Raw genomic sequence first — 20533 nt, 5'->3', positions numbered from 1 at the left:
CCGATCAGGACTCGTCCGGGTTGATCCCCAGCGCCCGGAGCCGGTCGGCGAGCCGGTCGGCCCGGGTTTGCAGCTCGTCCCGCTCCCGGGCGAGTTCGACGTAGGTCTGGAACCGCCTCCCGTCGGGGCCGAGGATCTCGAACGAGTCCTCGGTCAGCTCGAACCGGACGCCGAGTCGGGGGCTGACCAGGCCGTTCGGCTCGGCGATCTCGACGAGGACCTCCCCCTCCCGGCGGTAGGCGACCAGGTCGTTCCGGTCGGGATCGTAGATGTAATACTCTTCCACCCCGAACCGCTCGTAGAACTTGAACTTGCGGAGCAGCTCCCCGAAGCGGTTCCCGGGGGAGAGGACCTCGAAGACCACCTGGGGGGCGATGCCGCCCTCCTCCCACCGGCGATAGGAGCCGCGATACCCCTTCGGCCTGCCGAAGGCGACCAGCGTATCGGGGGCGGTCCTCGTCTTGTTATCCCCCTCGACGGGGTACCAGAGCAGGTCCCCGGCGACGAAGACGTCGGGCCGGTCCCGGAAGAGGGCTTCGAGCCCCTCCTTGATGGTGACGATCCACTGGAATTGCAAGGTGTTGTCCGACCTCGGCTGGCCGTCGCGGTCGGGGTAGTCGATGCCCGGGGAGGTATGGGAGCCGAGGCGGGTCGACATCGGGGTCCCCTCCGAATCGGGAGCGATGGTGAACGCGTGTCTGCCCGTGTCCCGAGCATACCGGCCCGGGCCGGGGCTGTCGAGTCGGGCTGGAGGAACCAGGGATCGGCGGCGGGAACCTGGCGGACCTGGGGAGGAATCGGCCGTCGAGGGGAATCAGGAGGGGTCATCCGACCTGGATGACCGTCTTGGCACGGAACGTGTCGGGAGGGTTGGCCGGGCCGTCCCGGATCGACCGATGCCGGATCCGTCCGGTCCCCCTCGGATCAGGTCGAGGGGCTGGGGGGGCGAGGGGATCGGGGAAGGCGGGAGGCGGTTTTGACAGATCGCGTAGGTTATACTATCGTGTCGGGCAACGACTTGCGAGGCCCGAGGCCCGAGGGCCGGAGACGGTCCCTCCGGTTCGCGAGGGACGCGATCGGGGCCCGGCCGGCGGTTGGGATTCGTCCATGATCTTCGATCTGATTGCGCGCCTGGTGACCCGTCGCGGATGGCTGGTCGTGCTGGCCTGGGTCGGCCTGGCCGTCCTGTTCGGCCGCTACGCGCCGTCCTGGGACGAGGTGAGCCTCGACGACGACGTCCGGTTCTTCCCGGAGGGGTCGATCAGCGTCGCCGGCCAGGCGTTGCTGGAGCGCGGCTTCCCCGAGTCGACCGACTCGTCGATCGTCGTCGTCGCCGAGCGGCCGGACGGGCCGCTCTCGGAGGCCGATCGCGCCTTCGTCGGCCTGCTGGCCGACCGGCTCGGAGGGCTGATCGGCCCCGAGTTCGCCATCGCCACGGTGACCGACTTCCGCGACCGCTACATGGACACCATCCTCATCGGCGGCTCCGGGGAGGGGGGATCGGGCCAGGCGGCGCTGACGTTGGTGGGCGTGGAGGCGACCTACGCCAGCAAGCAGGCGAGGCTGACGACCAACGCCGTCGAGGGGGTGCTGGCCGAGCTGGAGGGCCGGGTCCCGACGGGCCTGGAACTGGGACTGACGGGCTCGGCCGTCGTCGGCCACGACATGAACGAGTCGTCGAATGCGAGCATCGACACCACGACCTATGCCACCGTGGCGCTGGTCATCGCCATCCTGCTGGCGGTGTATCGGTCGCCGCTGCTGGCGCTGATCCCGCTGGTGTCGATCGCGCTGTCGGCGTTCGTCTCGCTCAAGGGCCTGCCGGCCCTGCGGTGGGTGCCGGGGCTGGACTTCCAGGTCATCAACGTGACCAAGGTGTTCGTCATCGTCGTCCTCTTCGGCGCCGGGACGGACTACTGCCTGTTCCTGATCGCCCGGTACCGGGAGGAGCGGGCGCACGGGCACGCGATCCCCGAGGCCCTGGCGATCGCGATCCGGCAGGTCGGCGCGGCGCTGGTGGCCAGCGCCGGGACGGTGATCGTGGGCCTGGGGATGCTCTGGTTCTCCAGCTTCGCCAAGATCCAGTTCAGCGGCCCGGCGATCGCCCTGAGCCTGGCGGTGGCCCTGGTGGCGGCCCTGACGCTGGCCCCGGTGCTCCTGCGCTGGTTCGGCCGGGCGATCGACTGGCCGTTCGGCGGGCCCCGGCCGGTGCCGGTCGACCCGTCGGCCCACGCCGGGTCCAACGGCCATTCCTCGACGGCCCCGGACCAGGCCGAGGCCGCCCTGAGGGGCCCCTGGGGCCGGGTGGCCGACCTCGTGGCGCGTCGGCCGGCGACGATCCTGGCCGTCAGCCTGCTGGCGATGGCCCCCTTCGCCCTGCACGGGACGCGGGTCCGGTCCAATTACGGCCAGCTCTCCGACCTGCCGGCCGACGCCCCGAGCAAGCTCGGCGCCGCGATGATCCGGGACTACTTCCCGATCGGGGAGCTCGGCCCGACGACCCTGCTGCTCTGGAGCCCCGCGCTCGACTTCCGGACCGAGGAGGGCCGGGAGGCGATCGCCTCCCTGTCGGACCGCCTGACGGAGATGCCCCAGGTCGCCCGGGTCCGGTCCCTGGCCCGGCCCCTGGGAGAACCCCTGGAGCGGACGATCCGCCTCTCCGACGAGGAGCAGGCGCTGCCCGGTTTCCTCCGGAGGCCGCTGGAGCAGGCCCGCAATGCGCTGATCGACCAGGGGTACCTCGCCGCCGAGCCGGTCTACGTCAGCACCGAGCCGGCCGACCCCGCCGACCTCGGCCGGATCACCCGGCTGGACCTGCTGCTCACGCTCGACCCGTTCTCCGAGGACGGCATGGACGCCCTGGAGGCGATCCGCCGCGAGGTCGCCGCCGTCGTCGACCCCGGGGACGGGGCCGTCGGCCCCCTGGCCGGCTCGGAGGTCGGCTACGCCGGCTCGACGCCGATGCTCTACGACCTGAGGTCGTCGATCGGCGTGGACGAGCGGCGGATGTACGTGCTGGTGACCCTGGGCGTCTACGCGATCCTCGTCTTCCTGCTGAAGCGGCCGGGGATCAGCCTGTACCTGATCGCCACGGTGGTGCTCGGTTATCTCGCCACGCTCGGCCTGACGGACCTGGTCTTCCGGTCGCTGCACGCCGGGCCGGAGCCCTGGCAGGGGCTCGACTGGAAGGTCGGCTTCTTCCTGTTCGTAATCCTGGTCGCCGTGGGGGAGGACTACAACATCTTCCTCATGTCCCGGGTCGTCGAGGAGGAACGAGGCCACGGCGTCATCGACGGCACTCGGCGCGCCGTGGCGGCCACCGGCGGGATCATCAGCTCGTGCGGCCTGATCATGGCCGGCACCTTCGGCTCGATGCTCACCGGCCGATTGCTGGCGCTCCGGGAACTGGGCTTCGCCCTGGCCTTCGGCGTCCTGCTGGACACCTTCCTCGTCCGGCCGATCCTCGTCCCGGCGTTCATCGTCCTGCTGGAGCGGCTCCGGGGCGGCCGGGGGGGGGCCCGCCCGGCCCCCGCGGTCCTGCGCGAGGAGGCGGCCCCGGGCCCCGTCTCGGCGGTCATCCGGGTCGACTACGGCATCGCCTCCCGGGGCGCGTCCCGGCCCTGACGGGCCCGGCTCAGCGTGACCTCCCGGCCCCCGGCACCCGATTTGCGTCCGGGCACGGGCGAGGTCGCCTCCCCGGCCGCCTCGCCTCGGTCCCCCGGCCCCGGTCGCCCGGCCCCGACATCGGGCGGCCCGCCCCCGATTCACGCCCATGGGCCGGCCGGGACTGCGCTCAGGCCCCGCGATCGGCTAACGTGAACACGACCCGTCGCGACCTCGCCGGGGGGCGCGACGAACCCACTCCCCGGCATCCGAATAATCCACGCAACGGGATTCATCGATGAGAGTCTGGCCGGGACAACCCTATCCGCTCGGCGCGACCTGGAACGGCGCCGGGGTCAACTTCGCCCTCTTCGCCGAGCACGCGACCAAGGTCGAGCTCTGCCTGTTCGACTCGGTCGAGTCGACGCAGGAGTCCCACCGCATCGCCCTGCCCGAGCGCACCGACCTGGTCTGGCATGGCTACCTCCCCGACGTCGTGCCGGGGCAGCTCTACGGCTACCGGGTCCACGGGCCGTACGAGCCGGCCCAGGGCCACCGCTTCAACCCCAACAAGCTGCTGCTGGACCCCTACGCCAAGCTCATCGGCCGGCGGCTGACCTGGGACGACTCGCTGTTCGGCTACAAGGTCGGCCAGGACGACACCACCTTCGACGAGCGCGACAGCGCCCCCTTCGCCGCCCTGGCCCGGGTGGTCGACCCCGCCTTCACCTGGGGGGACGACCGCCGGCCCCGCACGCCCTGGCACAAGACGCTCATCTACGAGGCCCACGTCAAGGGCCTGACCATGAAGCACCCCGAGGTGCCCGAGCACCTGCGGGGGACCTACGCCGGCGTCGCCTCCGAACCGATCCTCCGCCACCTGACCGACCTGGGGGTGACGGCCATCGAGCTGTTGCCCATCCACCACCACGCCGACGACCGCTACCTGGAAGAGAAGGGGCTGGTCAATTACTGGGGCTACAACACCCTCGCCTTCTTCGCCCCGCACAGCGACTACGTCGGCACCACCACCGCCCTCGACGCGGTGCAGCAGTTCAAGACCATGGTCCGGGGGCTGCACTCGGCCGGCATCGAGGTCATCCTCGACGTCGTCTACAACCACACCGCCGAGGGGAACCAGAACGGCCCGACCCTCTCCTGGCGGGGGGTCGACAACGCCTCGTATTACATGCTCTCGCCGGAGGACCCGCGCTATTACATGGACTTCACCGGCTGCGGCAACGTGCCCAACATGTCGCACCCGAGGGTCCTGCAGATGATCATGGACAGCCTGCGGTACTGGGTCACCGAGATGCACGTCGACGGCTTCCGGTTCGACCTGGCCAGCACCCTGGCCCGGGAGCTGTACGAGGTCAACCGCCTCGGTTCGTTCTTCGACATCATCCACCAGGACCCGGTCCTCTCCCAGGTCAAGCTCATCGCCGAGCCCTGGGACGTCGGCCCCGGCGGCTACATGGTCGGCAACTTCCCCCCGGGTTGGGCTGAGTGGAACGGCATCTACCGCGACGAGATCCGCGACTTCTGGCGCGGCCAGGAGACCGCCGCCGCCGAGCTGGCCACCCGCCTGAGCGGCTCCAGCGACCTCTACCAGAGCGACGGCCGCAAGCCCTACGCCAGCGTCAACTTCATCACCTGCCACGACGGCTTCAGCCTCCGCGACCTCGTCTCCTACAACGAGAAGCACAACGAGGCCAACCACGAGGACAACCGCGACGGCGCCGACGACAACCGCTCCTGGAACTGCGGCGTCGAGGGGCCGACCGACGACCCCGGGATTGTCGCCCTGCGCGTCCAGCAGATGCGCAACTTCATCGCCACCCTGATGTTCTCCCAGGGCGTGCCGATGATGCTCGCCGGGGACGAGCTGATGCACACCCAGGGGGGCAACAACAACACCTACTGCCAGGACAGCGACATCTCCTGGCTCGACTGGAACCTGGACGACACGCGACGGGACTTCCTCGACTTCGTCAAGAAGGTCAGCCGGGTCTGGCGGACGTTCCCCGTCTTCCAGCGCCGGAACTTCTTCAAGGGGAGGCCGATCCGGGGCAAGGACATCAAGGATCTCTCCTGGCTCGACCCCTCCGGCCAGGAGATGGGGGACGAGGCCTGGGGCGCCGGCTTCGTCCGCTGCCTGGGCATGAGGCTGGCCGGCGACGCCATCGGCGAGCGCGACGAGCGCGGCGAGCCGATCGTCTCGGAGACGATCCTCGCCCTGTTCAATGCCCACTGGGAGCCCGTCCCCTTCACCCTGCCCGACCACCAGCCGGAGCGACACTGGGAGGTCCTGCTCGACACCGCCGCGCCCGACGCGGCCCCCGCCTCCTACCCCCAGGGGCAGCAGTACGACCTGAAGGGCCGGTCCGTCGTCCTCTTCCGGCTCCGCCTGAACGAGGAGCACGCCGGAGACGCCCTCTCCGCCGAGCAGACCGACCAGGCCTTCTCCGGCCGCCTGGACATGCCCGAGCGCCGGGCCCCCAGGCATGAGATGCCCCAGCGCTGAGTCGGTCACGCCCCGAGCCCCGGCCATGAGCCGCTCCGGCGGGCCTGGCCGGGGCCATGGACCGCCCCCGAGGGACCGCCCATGACCCGACCCGAGCCCCGCCGTCCCTCCCGGACCCTCGGAGCCGCGACGGCCCCGAGCCCCGGCCTCCGGGGCCTGCATCCGGCCGAGGCCCTCGCGGTGGCGCAGGGGGCCTACTACGCCGCCACCGGCCTCTGGGCCCTGCTGGACGTGGACAGCTTCCAGGAGGTCACGGGGCCGAAGGTCGACGTCTGGCTCGTCAAGACGGTCGGCGCCCTCGTGACGGCCACCGGGGGGGCGATCGGCCTGGCCGGCGCCCGGCGACGGGTCACGCCCGAGATCGAGCTGCTGGCGGCCGGCAGCGCCCTGGGCCTGGCGGCGATCGACGTCTACTACGTGGCCAGGGGGAGGATCGCGCCGATCTACCTGGCCGACGCCGTCGCCGAACTGGGCCTGGCCGCTGCCTGGGCCCTGGTCCGCGGCCCCGGCCAGGGGCGGAGGGCCTCGAGATGACCATCGGCTTCCACTGCTCCCACGAGCTCTTCCCGCCCGATCGGCTGCTGGACCTGGCGAGGCGGGCCGAGCGGGCCGGCTTCCACGCGGCCATGTGCTCGGACCACTTCAACCCCTGGACCGAGCGGCAGGGGGAGAGCGGCTTCGCCTGGTCCTGGCTCGGCGCCGCGATGCAGGCGACGAGCCTCCCCTTCGGCGTGGTCAACGCCCCCGGCCAGCGCTACCACCCGGCGATCGTCGCCCAGGCGGCGGCGACCCTCTCCCTGATGTTCCCCGGCCGGTTCTGGGTGGCGCTGGGCACCGGCCAGAACCTCAACGAGCACATCACCGGCGACCCCTGGCCCCCCAAGGACCGTCGCCGAGCCCGCCTCCGGGAGTCGGTCGACGTCATCCGGGCCCTCTGGGCCGGCGAGACGGTCAACCACGACGGCCTCGTCCGGCTCCGGGACGCCAGGCTCTACACTCGCCCCGAGACGCCCCCGCCGATCTATGGTGCCGCCCTCACGCCCGAGACGGCCGAATGGGTCGGTTCCTGGGCCGACGGCCTGATCACCGTCTCCGGCCCCCGAGACGCCCAGTGCAAAATCATTGATGCCTTCCGCCGGGGGGGCGGCGCGGGCAAGCCCGTCGCCGAGCAGGTCGCCCTCAGCTGGGCCGACACCGAGGCCGAAGCCCTCCGTGCCGCCCGACGCAACTGGCCCGTCGCGGCCGTCGACCTCGGCAAGAACCAGGACCTCCCCCTCCCGTCCGACTTCGACCGGGAGACCGCCCACCTGAGCCCCGAGGGCATGGCCGACCTGATCCGGGTCTCCAGCGACCTCGACCGCCACGCCGAATGGCTCCGCGCCGACTCCGAGCTCGGCGTCGACGCCGTCTATCTCCACCCGGTCGGCCCCGACCCGGCCTCCTTCATCGACGCCTTCGCCGACCGCGTGCTGCCGGCGCTGGGTTGAGGGGCCCCGGCCCCTCCTCGCCCCGGAAGGATTCCGAAATCCTGGCGCATGGATTGCTTGAGGTTGCGGCCACCTCCGGCGACATCCTCTCGAAATAGGCGAACCGTCCATGATGCCCGTCCAGATTCTCGGGATTTGGTTCCGGGGGCTGTTCTCGTTCGCGGCCCTCGGCCTGGCGGCCTACCTCCTCTACCGGGGCTTCGAGGAGGTCCGGGACCATCCCGACCCGCCACCCGATCGCCCGGAGCTGGCCGGCGTGGCGGACGGGACTGATACCGACGCTCGGGGCGAGGAGGGCGAGCACCGGGCCCGCGTCATGGCCTACTTCATCGGCGGGGGCACGCTGCTCGCGCTGTCGCTGCTGGGAGGCCCCGGGCTCGTCCCGCTGCTGCTGGCGAGGGGAGGGGGGGCTGGGCCGGAGGTCTCCGACGGGGAGACGCATCGCCTCGCTCGGCCGGACGGCAGCGAGCTGCACGTGGTGATCGACGGTCCTCCCGACGCGCCCACGATCGTCCTGACGCACGGCTGGGGGGCCAACCGGGACGAGTGGCTGGAGCTGCGCCACCACCTGGCAGGCCGCTTCCGCCTGATCATGTGGGACCTGCCCGGCCTGGGGCGGTCGAAGCGGCCGGACAACCGGGATTACCGCCTGGAAACCCTCGCCGGGCACCTCGACGCGGTCGTCGAACTGGCCGGCGGGCGGCCGGTCGTGCTGCTCGGGCACAGCATCGGCGGCATGATCACCCTGACCTACTGCCAGCAGTTCCCGGGGGCGATCGGCCCGAAGGTCGCCGGCCTGGTGCTGGTGCATACGACCTATACCAACCCGGTCCGCACGACGAAGAATGCGCCCCTCTACACCGCGCTAGAGAAGCCCCTCATCGTGCCGCTGCTGCACCTGACCATCGCCCTCTCGCCGCTGGTCTGGCTGATGAACTGGATGAGCTACCTCAACGGGACGCTCCACCTCTCGACGGCCCGCCAGTCGTTCGCGGGTCGCCAGTCGCGGGAGCAGCTGGAACGGGCGACCCGATTCGCCCCGCACGGCTCCCCGGCGGTCCTGGCCCGGGGGATGTTCGGCATGCTCCGATACGACGCGACGGCAAGCCTCCGGTCGATCGCGGTCCCCGCGCTGGTCGTCGCGGGGGACCGCGACCCCATCCTCCTGCCCGAGGCCAGCGAGCGGATCCGAGACGGCATCCCCGACTCCAGGCTCGAGACCCTCGCTCCCGCCAGGCACATGGGCCTGATGGAACACCACGAGCGGTTCGCCCGGGAGGTGGCCGCGTTCGTCGAGGCGACCGCCGGGGCGGCGGGGGCCGGCCCGGCGAGTCGCCCCACCTCCAGGCAGCCCCGCTGATCCTCCGGGACGGTCGGCCCGCGATCGGCGCAGCGAGACGAAAGAAGAACGACGCGGGCGGTGGACCGGGATCCACCGCCCGCGTCGCGTGTTGACCATCCGGGATCACCGGCCGGGCGGGCGAACCACCCGGGCCGGGTCGTCCGTGGCTCGGGGATTACTGGCCGGCACCCTCGTCGCTCGGCTGGCCCTCGCCGGAGGAGGAGCCGGCGCCGGCGAGCGCCTCCTCCCCCTTGGCGGTGGCGTCGAAGACGAGCTTGCGGCCGTCCTCGGTGTCGCCGACGGTGACGGTCAGGAGGTCCTTGCCCTTGAACTCGCCGCGGAGGATCGACTCGGACATCGGATCCTCGATCATGTTCTCGATCGCGCGACGCAGGGGCCGGGCGCCGTAGTCGGGGTTGAACCCCTTGTCGATGATGTAGTCCTTCGACTCCTCGGTGAGCACGAGGGTCAGGCCGCGGTCGGCCAGGCGCTGGCGGACCTTGGTCAGCTCGATGTCGATGATGTGCTTCAGGTCGTCCCGGGTCAGGTTGTGGAAGACGATGATGTCGTCCAGCCGGTTCAGGAACTCGGGGCGGAAGTACTTCTCGATGGCGACCTTGAGCCGCTCCTTCATCTCCTCGTAGTTGCTCGGGTCGTCCATGCTCCGGCCGAAGCCGAGGACGTTGGACTGCGAGGTGGCCTCCACCCCCGCGTTGGTCGTCATGATGATGATCGTGTTCTTGAAGTCGACGACCCGGCCGACGTTGTCGGTCAGGCGTCCCTCCTCCATGATCTGGAGGAGCATGTTGAACACGTCGGGGTGGGCCTTCTCGATCTCGTCGAGCAGGACGACGGAGTAGGGCCGCCGCCGGATTTTCTCGGTGAGCTGGCCACCCTCCTCGTAGCCGACGTAGCCGGGAGGGGCCCCGATCAGTCGGCTGACGTTGTGCTTCTCCATGTACTCGGACATGTCGATCTGGATCAGCGCCTCGGCCTCGCCGAACATGAACTCGGCCAGGCTCTTGGCCAGCAGCGTCTTCCCGACGCCGGTGGGGCCGGCGAAGATGAAGCTGCCGATCGGGCGCTTGGGATCCTTCAGGCCGGCCCGGCTGCGTCGCACCGCCTGGCTGATCCGCTTGACCGCCTCGCGCTGGCTGATGACCTTCTTCTGCAGCTCCTCCTCCATCCGGACGAGGCGCTCGGTCTCCTCGGCCTCCAGGCGGGTGAGCGGCACGCCGGTCATCTTGGAGACGACCTCGGCCACCACCTCCTCGTCGACGGTGCCGTCGACCTCCTTGGCCTTCTCCCGCCACTCCCGGGTGATGGTTTCCTTCTTCTTCTTGAGCTTGTCGGCCTGGTCCCGGAGGGCGGCGGCGCGCTCGAAATCCTGGTTGGCGACGGCCTCTTCCTTGTCCTGGTTGAGGCGCTCGATCTGCTCGTCCAGCTCCTTGAGGTCGGGCGGGCGGGTCATCGCCTTGAGGCGGACCCGGGCGCCGGCCTCGTCGATGACGTCGATCGCCTTGTCCGGCAGGCATCGGCCGGAGATGTAGCGGTCGGACATCTCGACGGCGGCCTCCAGGGCCTCGTCGGTGATCTGGACCCGGTGGTGGGCCTCGTAGCGGTCCCGGAGGCCCCGGAGGATCTCCAGCGCCTCGCTCTTGCTCGGCGGGTTGACTACGACCATCTGGAAGCGGCGGTCCAGCGCCCCGTCCTTCTCGATGTACTTGCGGTACTCGTCGAGGGTGGTGGCGCCGATGCACTGGACCTCGCCCCGGGCCAGGGCGGGCTTGAGGACGTTGGAGGCGTCGATGGCGCCTTCGGCCCCGCCGGCGCCGACGAGCGTGTGCAGCTCGTCGATGAAGAGGATCGTGTTCTTGGCGCGGCGGACCTCGTTCATGACCGCCTTGATGCGCTCCTCGAACTGGCCGCGGTACTTGGTGCCGGCGACCATCATGGCCAGGTCGAGCACGACGATCCGGCGGTCCCGGAGCAGCTCGGGCACGTTGGCGTCGACGATCAGCTGGGCCAGGCCCTCGACGATGGCGGTCTTGCCGACGCCGGCCTCGCCGAGCAGCACGGGGTTGTTCTTCTGGCGTCGCGAGAGGATCTGCACCACCCGCTCGATTTCATTCTGGCGGCCGATGACCGGGTCGAGCTTGCCCTGGCGGGCCAGCTCGGTGAGGTCTCGGCCGAAGCTGTCGAGGGCGGGGGTCTTCGACTTGCCGCCCTTGGCCGCGGCGCCGCCGCGCTCGGCTTCGCCGCCTGCGTCCATCCCGTGACCGAGCAAGTTGAGTACCTCCTCGCGGACTTCCTCGAGCTTCAAGCCCAGGTTCATCAGCACCTGGGCGGCCACGCCCTCCTGCTCTCGCAGCAGGCCCAGCAGCAAGTGCTCCGTCCCGACGTAGTTGTGGTTGAGGTTGCGGGCTTCCTCGATGGCGTATTCGATGACCTTCTTGGCCCGGGGGGTCTGGGGCAGCTTGCCCATGGTGACCATGTCCGGGCCCGACTGGACGATCTTCTCGACCTCGACCCGGATCTTCCTCAGGTCGACGTCGAGGTTCTTCAGCACGTTGGCCGCGACCCCCGAGCCCTCCTTGACCAGGCCCAGCAGCACGTGCTCGGTGCCGACGTACTCGTGGTTGAAGCGCTGGGCCTCCTGGTTGGCCAGCTGCATCACCTTCCGGGCACGGTCGGTGAAACGTTCGTACATCAGCGATCGACTCCGACGGCTGTCCGCCCGGCCGGGGCCGCACCGGGCCGGGGCATCCTCAAACGATGATACGACGCGGTGCGACCGCTTGTTCTCGGGTGGTCCTGTCCGGTCCGGTCGGCCCGGGGCTCCCCGGGGGACGGCGATCGCGGTCGGGCGAGCCGCCGGCCGCGCCGCCCCGGCGCCGGGGACCCTACTCGAAGTCAATTGTCGGCACCCTCCCCCCGCTTTTCAACCTCTCCCGGGTTTCGGGGGGGCGAGGGGGCCGGGTCGCGGGCCGGTTCAGCCGTTGCCCAGCCGGGCGAGGGCCTGGTCGATCTCCCATCGCCACTTGGTGCCGCCCTCCAGCTCCAGGCACTGGCGGAAGGCCCGGCGGGCCTGGTCGGGTTGCTCGGTGCGGAGGAACAGGGTGCCCAGGTGCATCAGGGTGTCGGCGTCGGTCTCGTCCATCGTCAGGATCTGCTCGAACCGGCGCCGGGCGTCGTTCCAACGGCCCCGGAGGTAGTGCTCGGTAGCCTCGCGGTAGAGCTGCTCGATCTCGGCCCGGTAGCGCTCCGGGTGGCACCGCAAGACCCACCAAAGCGTATAGGCCAGTCCCGCCACCCAGGTGCCGGCGGCCAGCGCGGTGACGAAGGTCGTCAGGGCGGGCGACACGGCCTCGGTCCAGATCAGGTGGGTGACGATGGCCGCATTGAGGGTCGCCGCGAATAAGCCCGCCAGGATCAGCCCCATGACCTCCTGCCCCGACCACACCTGCGGCAGCCCCGGCCAGAGGCTCAACGCGGCGATCCAGACGCGTCTGGGCATCGTTCGGCTCCTTCCGTGTGTGCCGTGCTCCCTGCCCCGATCGATCGGATCGGGGGACCGGGCGACTCCTTTCGGTACGGATCGGAGTCTAACGGATCGGCCCGCCGGGGGCAAGGAGGATGGCGGCCGGGGCGGCCCTCGGCCTTCCCCCTCGCTCAGTCCAGGCTCACCGCCCGCTCCAGCGTCCCGCCCTTCTGGGCCTCGAAGCGGACGGTGGCCTCGCCGTCCCCCCGGATGAACCAGCGGACCCGGGCGATCGACCGCCCCTCGACGCCCCCGGGCAGTTCGATGCGGTCGGGCGTGTGTTCCTGGGGCTCGACCCGGCCGGTGTCGGCGTCCAGCAGCCGGCCGCCGCCGAGGACCTCGATGCCGTCCCCGGAGAGGCTGAACCGATCCGGCAGGCCGATGTCCCGGCGCCGGGCCTGGGCCGACCGGGTGGGAATGGCCCGGGCGTTCTCGACCGAGGCGGTCACCTGATACAGCCCGTCGCCGAGTCCCTCGACCTCGACCCCGGCCCAGTCCAGCAGCGGCATCTGGTCGGCGTGGTAGAGGACGAAGGCCGTATTGCGGTGACAGAGTTCCTCCAGCAGGAAGGGAGGGGGGACGCGCTGCGACTGCTTGACGAAGCCCCCCAGCTCGATCGGGCCATAGGTCGGGTGGTCGAACTCGTGCCAATCGATGAAGTTGGCGCCGAGCATCAGGCGGTCGTTGGCGAACAGCTGCGCCGCCTCCCCGCTCGCGCCGACGGCGTCCTCCAGCCCCCCGCCCTGGCCGGCCTGGGACCCCAGCAGCTGGGCGTTGTTCCACAGCTCATTAGTATACGAGAAGATGCCGAGGTGCTCGTAAGTCCAGTTCACGAACCCGCCGCGGACCGCGTACAGGTCCTTGTAGATGATGAAGTTCCGGTAGAACGGCAGCAGCCGGGTGCCGACCTCGCCGATCGCCCGGGCGATGTTCTCGTCCTCCCGGGGGTACTCCGACTCCCGGCTCGGGTGGGCGGGCCCCCGGAGGATCATCCCGGCGGCGTTGTGGTACGACTGCACCCCGGCGATGTTCGGCCGGTCGAGGATGAACTCGGCGATCGACCTCGTCTCCGGCCAGCAGAGCGGGAACGGCCCTGCCCCGCCCTGGATGTGGCCGGGCTGCCAGTCGGCCGGCCAGTTCCGGTTCATGTCGTAGTAGCCGGGCTGGTCCTCGTTGACGTCGCCGTCGCCGTCCTCGTCGGTCCCCTCGTAGCCGAGCAGCTCGTAGCGGTCTCCCCGGGCCTCGTCCTCGGGCCGGATCGGGACCATCTCCCTCGGGTCGTCCCCCGAGAGGACGTACCGGCCGTCGGGGCTCTTGCGGCGCATGAGGACGATCTGGCCGTCGCCGTCGAGGTCGTCGTAGCCGTCCTCGTCGAGCAGGCCGTCCCGGTCGTCGTCGACCGGGGACTTGCCGCTCCGGGAGGTGCTGGGGGTGTTCGGGGCGTCGAACCACCAGGCCCGGCCGTCGGGGTTGACCGTGGGCAGGACGTAGAAGGCGCGGCGGTCGACCATCTCGGTGACCTTATCAAGCCTCCCGTAATTCTCGGCGAGGTACCAGGCGAGGTACAGGCAGGCCTCGGCCGCCTGCACCTCGTTGCCGTGGACGTTCCCCTCGCAGTAGAAGGCGGGCTTGCTCGCGTCGGGCCCCGTCTCGGGGTTGTTGACGGTGATGCACCAGATGTCCCGGCCCTCGACGCTCTGGCCCACCGACTCCATCGAGAGCAAATCGGGGTGGCCGTCGACGAGGGCCCGCATCGCCTCGACGAGCTCGGGATAGTCGTACAGCCTGTTGAAGGCGATCCGGACCTTCGGCTCGAAGTAGGGGCCGGCCGAGTCGTCGGCAGACGAGACGGCGGGGGCCAGCGCGGAGAGCGTGAGGAGGGTCGCGGCAAGTTGTCGCATCAGCAAGCCTTTCGCGGAAACGGTCGGGGCGAGGGCCTCATCCGGTCGTCCACCAGTCGCCGTCCTGCCCCCCGAGTGTCTCGATCTCCTTGGCGAAGACGCAGATCGCGACGATCGGAAGCCCGGGGACGAGGCCCGAGGGCGGGTCGGGGTCGTCGAGGTCCAGTTGCACGCCGGCGACGCCCCGGCAGTAGAGGGCTCCCTCCGCCTCGTCGAAGTAGAGCCGGGGTTCCAGGCGCATGGCCTCCTGGGCGGTCATGCCGACCCGGATGGCGCCGAAGAGCGTACCCCGATAGCCGGGGCGGGCGATGAGCTTGAAGATCCGGCCGGTTCGCACGTCGACGGCGATCTCGACCTCGCCGTCCCCCGGCCGGAAGCGGGCCTCGGCGGGCGAGACCAGTTCGAACGAGGCGTCTCCTCCGGGCGAGGCATCGAGCAGTCCGGCAAGTTGAGTGCTGAGCTCCTCCCTGAGGGCCACGCCGCCCAGTCCCTCGTCGGGGACGATCGGCGCGTCGAGGTCGATCAGGGCGAGGTTCATGGCCCGGCTCCTCGGCCGAATTGCGGTCCCACGCGGACGACTCCCCCGGCGGGGCTGCTCACCTTCCAGTAAGGGTCGGCGCCGTGATGGCCGCCGCCGGGATGCCACTGGATCATCCGGCCGGTGGGCACCCCTTCGGCATTGTACTCTCGCAGGACCCAGCCCGACCCGGCCCTGCTCCCCCGGGAGAGCCGCTCGACCCGCCAGCCCTCCGGCTGCCCGAGGAGCCCGGCGACCTCCGTCGGTGATCTCCCCGAGAGGAGCTGGGGACCTCGAAACACGTCGTCGACCGTGAAGGGGCCGCTCACGGCAGCTCGATCGTCTCGACGACCCGGCCTGCCCGGGGGCAGGAGGCCTCCAGCTCGATCGAATCCACCCCGTCGGGGGCCAGGATCAGCCAGCGGTACTCCCTCGACCCACCCGAGCCCTCCAGGGCGTCGATCCGGTCGAGCGTCGGACCGGCCAGCAGCCTCGCCTCGCCGAGCCTCGGGCGGACGAGCACCGGGGGGGCCTGCCGGGTGGTGACGCCCTGGGCCAGGGCGGTCGGGAAAGAGCCGGGGTTCTCGACCCGGGCGGTGACCTCGAAGACGCCGGCCCCCTTCGCCTCGGCCTTCGCGTCGACGATCGCCAGCGAGGCGAGCCGGCCGACGAGATCTGCCAGGAACCGGCGCTGGACCTCGGTGATCGCCTCCACCTCGCCGATCGGCGGGTTGACCCGGACGCCGGGCAGCCAGCCGCCGACCTCGACCGTGCCGAGCGTCGGGTGCTCGACCTCGTCGAAGGGGACGAAGGCCCGGCCGCCCATCACCTCGTCGTTCCAGTAGAGCCAGCGGGCCTCGCCGTCGGCGGGGGGCTTGGATTCCCCCTCGGCGGGCTCGGGGAGCGAGGGCTCGGGCCAGAGGGAGGAGGCCACGGCGACGGCGCCGAACTGGTGGTAGGCCCACTCGCTCATCGCTCCGTCGGTCGTCGCGCCGAGGGCCGAGCTGGCCGCCGGGGCCGGGCCGCCGCCGGGCGAAGGCCGGGGTTCCGCCTCATCCTCTTCCTCCTCCTCCTCCTCCCCGGCCTCGGCCGTCTCGCCCTCTCCCGCTCCCTCGCCCGCGCCGATCCGGGCGAGGAACTGGGCGAGCATCCGGGCCCGTCCCAGGGGGGAGGCCTCGTTGAACTCGTCGAGCAGGCGGTCCTGCTCCTCGGCCGGGAGCCCCTCGAACGCCTCGATGACACGGTCCCGCATCGCCTCGGGCACGGCGGCGAGGGGGTCGTCGCCGTCGACGATGGGGGCGGGCTCTTCCGGCGTCTCGGGATCTTCGGCGGGCTCGTCGTCGGCGTCGGGCTCCGCCTCGCCGTCGGCCTCGGCCTCCGGCTTGGGGGGGGCGATCAGCTTCCGGTAGGCCTTGGACAGCTCGACGAAGTAGGGGAGGTCGGCGTCGGCGAGGGTCGTGCCGGGCTTCTTGGGCTCGGTGCGGAGGGAGTCGTGCAGGGTGAAGGTCCAGACGGCGGCGATCTCGGGGTGGTCGTAGCAGAACCGGATCAGGCCGAACACCTCGGGCTCGCCGGCGGGGCTGAATCCGGCTGCGTCGGTCAGCTCGGTCCAGTCGTGGGGCCAGTTGCGGTTGAGGTTCACGCCGCCTTCGGGGTCTTCATTGAGGGTGCCGTCGCCGTCCTCGTCGGTCCCCTCGTCGTATTCGGAATAGGCCGGCCGCTCCCCCTCGGCGGCCTCGGCCGGGCGGAGGATCCGGGGGTCGTCGTCGTCGGGGACGAGGGTGGCATCCTCGTCCTTCGCCCGCATCCGGAGGATCAGGCCGTCGTCGTCCAGGTCGTCGGGGCCGTCCTCGTCGGCCCGGGCGTCTCGGTCCTCGTCGGTGGGCGAGAGGTTGGTGTGGAGGGCCCGCCGGGGCTCCTCGAACAGCCGGTCGGCGCCGTCGGGATTCAGGCGGGGGACGACGTAGAGCGTGTGGTCGTCGAGGAATTCCCGCATGGCTTCGTCGCCCCCGTCCTCCCCGGCGAGCCGCTCGACCAGCCCCAGCGCGACCTGGCTGCCGACCACGTGGTCGGCCTCCAGGTTGGCGACGATCAGGACGGCCGGCGGCCGGTCCTTCGGGTCCTCGCCGGGCTCCTCGCCGAGGGTGACGAGCCAGACGTCACGGCCCTCGCCGGAGGTGGCGATCGACCGGAGGCGGACGGCGTCGGGGTGGGCCTCGGCCAGCTCCCGGAGGCGGGCGTCGAGGGCGTCGGCGTCCAGGTAGCCCTCGGGGAAGAGGGCAGGGGCGTCGTCCCGGGCCCGGGACGGGGCCATGGGCCCCAGCGACGCCAGGGCGAACAGCAGCAGGCGAGATCCGGTCCGTAGGGTCATCGCGTCGCGAGCTCTCGGGGGTCGGTTCGGGCGGCCGGGGCCGGGCGGCGGATTCGGGCCTCGAATCTAACCGGCCGTCGGTCGACGGGCCAGACCTCGATCGGGGGAGGCCACGCGGGGGGAGCCGTTCCCGGTCGAGTGGCCGGGTTGGCGGCTCGATCCGGCGGCCCGGCGGACGGTCGGGCGGCGGCCCCTCGATTCGCGAGGTCGAGGAGACGCCGCCCGATCCGGAAGGGGGCGACCGGTCGTCCGGGGACCTCGGGTCGCGGCCGAGGTCCTTCGGGTCTTCCGGTCGCCGTCGCCCGGGTTCGTCGGCGGTGGTCCTTCGGGCTCGGGTCGCGGCCGAGCCTTCCGGTCCCGTCGACGAGCCGGGCGGGGGCGGGGGCGGGTCGCGTCTCGACGCCCGGCCGATGCCGCCGAGGCGGCCGGTCGGGCGCGACCCGGGGGGCGGTTGGTGGGGCCCGGGGGTGGTATCGGGCCCGCGGGCGGAAGGGCCGGGAGCCGGAGATCGGCCCCCGGTGGTCCGGCTCGGCCCGGGGGACGGTCGTCCCCGGCCGATGTCCGAGCACGACCCCCGGTCCCCGGCCGATCGCCAGGCGGGTGCCCGGCACGAGCAGCGGGGGCCCGGGGGCCGTCGATCTGGTCGAGGGGAGGGGACCCGAACCTGTACCGGTCCCGGTCCCGGCCAGGCCTTCCGGGGCCGGGGACCGGATCACGGAGGGCCCGGGAGGGGTCCGATCGGGCACCCCGGTCGGATCGGGTGCGGTTCCGTCCGCCCTGGGTCCCCGGAGGTCGACGGCCTCGGGTCTCCCCGCCACCGGCCCCAGGGCGACCGGGGGGGACGGGTCGTCCCGTTGTTCAGGGGTGGCGACGAGACTCCTGGACGCCGCGTCGTCCTCGTCCTCGCCGGAGGCGCCCCGGTCGCCCTCGGGGGAGCGGGCCTCCGGCTCCCTCGGCGAGGGCAGCTCGGGGGGGGCGACGCCCGGGGGCATGGGAGGCTCGGGGCGGACCGGCTGACTCGGCTGCGGGGGCGGGGAGGCTCGGCTGACGCCGGCGCCGCCGGCCATGTTGATCAGGTCCTGCAGATAGCTCTGCAAGTCCTGCCCGTAGCCCACGACGCCCCCTCCCGACGGGATCGCCCCCGGCTCGGGCTCGGGCTCGGGCTCGGCCGCCGCCGGCCCGGGTTCGGGCTCCGACTGGGGACGGTCGGGCGGATCGGCCGGCCGGTGGGAGTCGCCGACGATCGACTGGGCAAGTTCCGCGGCGCTCGACCCCCAGCGGTCCTCGTCGTCGTCGTCCTCGTCGTCCTCGTCCCACGGGTCGTCGTTGTTCGGGTCCGTCCCCTCGTCCCCGGGTTCGCTCGCCGGCCCCTCGGCCAGGCCGGTCCCGGTCGGGGGGGGATCGGGCCGGAAGTCGTCGTCTCCCGGCTCGTCATCGAGATCGTCGGCGTCGAGATCGTCGAGAGGGTCGTCATCGAGATTCCCAGACTCGTCGCCGTCGAGGTCGTCGTCGCCGAACTCCTCCTCGCCGACTTCCGGCCCGAGGTCGTCGGATTCGGGCTCATCCTCGTCGGGGTCGAGGTCGTCGTCCCGCTCGTCGGTATGGGAACGGAAGTCGTCGTCCCCGCCGTCGAGGTCGTCCTCGTCTTCCTCGTCCTCGTCCCGATCATCGAGACTGGGGCCGTCGTCGTCGGGGTCGTCGTCGTCGTCGAAGGCATCACGCCCGGAGTCATTCGGATCGTCGTCGTCGGGTTCGTCCGTCTCGTCGTCGAGGTCGTCGTCCTCGAGAGCCCTGGGGCTGTCGTCCTCGTCCTCGGGTTCGTCCTGGAAGCCTCCCGGTTCCTGGTCGTCGGAGCCGGGCTCGATAGGGTCCTCGAAGGGTCCTCGGCCCGAGTCGGGGGCGAGCCCCGGGTCGGCGGGGGGGGCATCCTGCCCCTCGACGGCGAGGGAGGCGCCGACGGTCGGATCGGGGGCGTCGTCGCCGGTGGGGAGGTCGGCGGGCTCGGGGTCGTCGTCGATCGCCGCCGGGTCGGAGTCGGAGTCGGGATGAGGGGCGGCCTCCGCGTCGGCCCGGTGGATCGGGGAGGAAGTGTCCGGGGAACCGGGGGGATCGACCGGGGCATTCCCGTAGGGGCGGTCGAGGAGGCCGGGACCGTCGCCCGGATCGGGGCGGGGATGCTCCGGGTCGGGTTCGGCGTCCGGGCCCTCCGGGTCGTGAGGCGCCCCGTCGATCGGCAGGGACCGGGGCCGGTTTCCCCCGGCGAGGCCGGGGCCGACGCCCGGGGCCAAGGAGGAATCGGCCGGGGGCTCGGCATCCTCCGGGGCGTCACCCGGCGGCTCGGCGAGGGCCCAAGCGTCGGGAGGGTTACCCCCTCGGGAGTCGCCGGGGGGATCGACCGGGTCGGAGGGGGGCGGGGAGCCCGCAACACCGTCACCGTCCGGGTCGGCCGTGGGGGGGGCCAGGGGGATCTCCTGGCGGACGAACTGGTTCGCGCCGACCCGGACCCAGACGACCTCGGTCGGCGGGGCTTCGGGCTCCGGCGGGTCGGACTTCTTGCGGCGTCGGCGCCTGGCCTTCGACGGCGGGGTGGCGGGGTCGGGCGAGTGGGGCGGCGGCTCGTCGGTCTCGGCGACCGGGAGGAGGTCGGCGGCGGCCCCCGGGGACTCGGGCGGGTCGTCGGGGGAGAGTCCTGGGGCGTCGGACTTCGATCGCCGGGCGAACCAGCCCCGGACGGCGGGGACCCGGGCCGGCTCGGGGGCCGCGCGGTCGGGGGGGGAGGACGGGCCCGGCCCCGGGCGATCCTGGGCGGGGTCGACCCGCCGGTTGCCCCGGCCGAACGCGTCGGCCGGGCTCGGTCCCGCCGGCCCGAGGGCGGGGCCCGGGGTCGGGGCCCCCTCGCCCTCGGCGGCCCGGGAGGAGCCCCGGGGGCCGAGCAGGATCCAGCCCATCATCACCAGATAGGGGGCGACGAACCACGGGTTGACCCGGGCCACGGCCAGGCTGGTGATCCCGATCAGGACCGCCAGGCCCGCCATCGCGACCCGCCGCCACCGCGCCTTCGACGACGCCGGGGGGCCCGTTCCGGGGGCCGACGGCTCGGCGTCTCGGGGGGGATTCTCGCCGCGTCGATCGGCTTCCAACGTCCGCACCGCTCCCTCGGTTCGGTCCCGGCCCGGCCCCCGGTCGGGGGGGCGAGGGTCGGGACGACGCCTCCGCGTCTCGGCCCGATCCGAGCCCGCATGATGGC

General features: G+C 72.0%; 13 protein-coding genes. 5 read left to right on the top strand and 8 right to left on the bottom strand.

The window, feature by feature from the left end; genetic code table 11:
• Positions 1-4: 4 nt before the first annotated feature.
• The gene (locus ElP_RS31010; protein WP_145276855.1) at positions 5-658 is read right to left on the bottom strand and encodes a Uma2 family endonuclease; all 654 of its coding nucleotides are present in this window, start codon (positions 656-658) and stop codon (positions 5-7) included.
• A 449-nt stretch (positions 659-1107) separates the two neighbouring features.
• Between ElP_RS31010 and ElP_RS31005 the strand changes: the two genes are divergently transcribed.
• The 5 genes from ElP_RS31005 (at position 1108) to ElP_RS30985 (ending at position 8974) form a co-directional block, all read left to right on the top strand.
• Entirely contained in the window at positions 1108-3624 is a 2517-nt protein-coding gene (locus tag ElP_RS31005) for an MMPL family transporter (RefSeq protein ID WP_197446511.1), read from the top strand.
• 277 nt (positions 3625-3901) lie between these two features.
• A complete protein-coding gene (gene glgX, locus ElP_RS31000; RefSeq protein WP_145276851.1) occupies positions 3902-6127 on the top strand; it encodes a glycogen debranching protein GlgX in 2226 nt (741 codons plus the stop codon).
• Positions 6128-6208: 81 nt separating this feature from the next.
• Positions 6209-6661, top strand: coding sequence for a hypothetical protein (locus tag ElP_RS30995; protein WP_197446510.1), 453 nt, complete (start codon positions 6209-6211; stop codon positions 6659-6661).
• Positions 6658-7614 carry a TIGR03885 family FMN-dependent LLM class oxidoreductase gene (locus ElP_RS30990; RefSeq protein ID WP_145276849.1) on the top strand — a complete coding sequence of 319 codons (957 nt, stop codon included), beginning with the start codon at positions 6658-6660 and terminating at the stop codon, positions 7612-7614. Before ElP_RS30995 ends, ElP_RS30990 begins: the two co-directional genes overlap by 4 nt.
• 109 nt (positions 7615-7723) lie before the next feature.
• A complete protein-coding gene (locus ElP_RS30985) occupies positions 7724-8974 on the top strand; it encodes an alpha/beta fold hydrolase (protein WP_145276847.1) in 1251 nt (416 codons plus the stop codon).
• A gap of 157 nt (positions 8975-9131) precedes the next feature.
• Here ElP_RS30985 and ElP_RS30980 read toward each other — a convergent pair whose 3' ends face one another.
• From ElP_RS30980 to ElP_RS40830, 7 genes are all read right to left on the bottom strand, one after another.
• Complete coding sequence (locus tag ElP_RS30980; protein ID WP_145276845.1) at positions 9132-11666, bottom strand: ATP-dependent Clp protease ATP-binding subunit; 2535 nt, start codon at positions 11664-11666, stop codon at positions 9132-9134.
• A 282-nt stretch (positions 11667-11948) separates the two neighbouring features.
• Positions 11949-12473, bottom strand: coding sequence for a tetratricopeptide repeat protein (locus tag ElP_RS30975; protein WP_145276843.1), 525 nt, complete (start codon positions 12471-12473; stop codon positions 11949-11951).
• 155 nt (positions 12474-12628) lie between these two features.
• Positions 12629-14398: a M14 family metallopeptidase gene (locus tag ElP_RS30970; RefSeq protein ID WP_145276841.1), complete on the bottom strand. Its 1770-nt coding sequence runs from the start codon at positions 14396-14398 to the stop codon at positions 12629-12631.
• Between the two features lie 37 nt (positions 14399-14435).
• Complete coding sequence (locus ElP_RS30965; protein WP_145276839.1) at positions 14436-14936, bottom strand: hypothetical protein; 501 nt, start codon at positions 14934-14936, stop codon at positions 14436-14438.
• Positions 14933-15244, bottom strand: a complete 312-nt coding sequence (locus ElP_RS30960; protein ID WP_197446509.1) for a hypothetical protein — start codon at positions 15242-15244, stop codon at positions 14933-14935. The genes ElP_RS30965 and ElP_RS30960 overlap by 4 nt, the downstream gene beginning before the upstream one ends.
• Positions 15241-17286, bottom strand: coding sequence for a M14 family zinc carboxypeptidase (locus tag ElP_RS30955; protein ID WP_145276838.1), 2046 nt, complete (start codon positions 17284-17286; stop codon positions 15241-15243). Before ElP_RS30955 ends, ElP_RS30960 begins: the two co-directional genes overlap by 4 nt.
• Positions 17283-20435, bottom strand: a complete 3153-nt coding sequence (locus ElP_RS40830) for a hypothetical protein (RefSeq protein WP_197446508.1) — start codon at positions 20433-20435, stop codon at positions 17283-17285. The genes ElP_RS30955 and ElP_RS40830 overlap by 4 nt, the downstream gene beginning before the upstream one ends.
• Positions 20436-20533: the final 98 nt, after the last annotated feature.

This window comes from Tautonia plasticadhaerens, assembly GCF_007752535.1.
In the GTDB taxonomy this organism is placed as follows: Bacteria; Planctomycetota; Planctomycetia; order Isosphaerales; family Isosphaeraceae; genus Tautonia; species Tautonia plasticadhaerens.
This window is presented reverse-complemented; position numbering and strand designations above follow the sequence as displayed.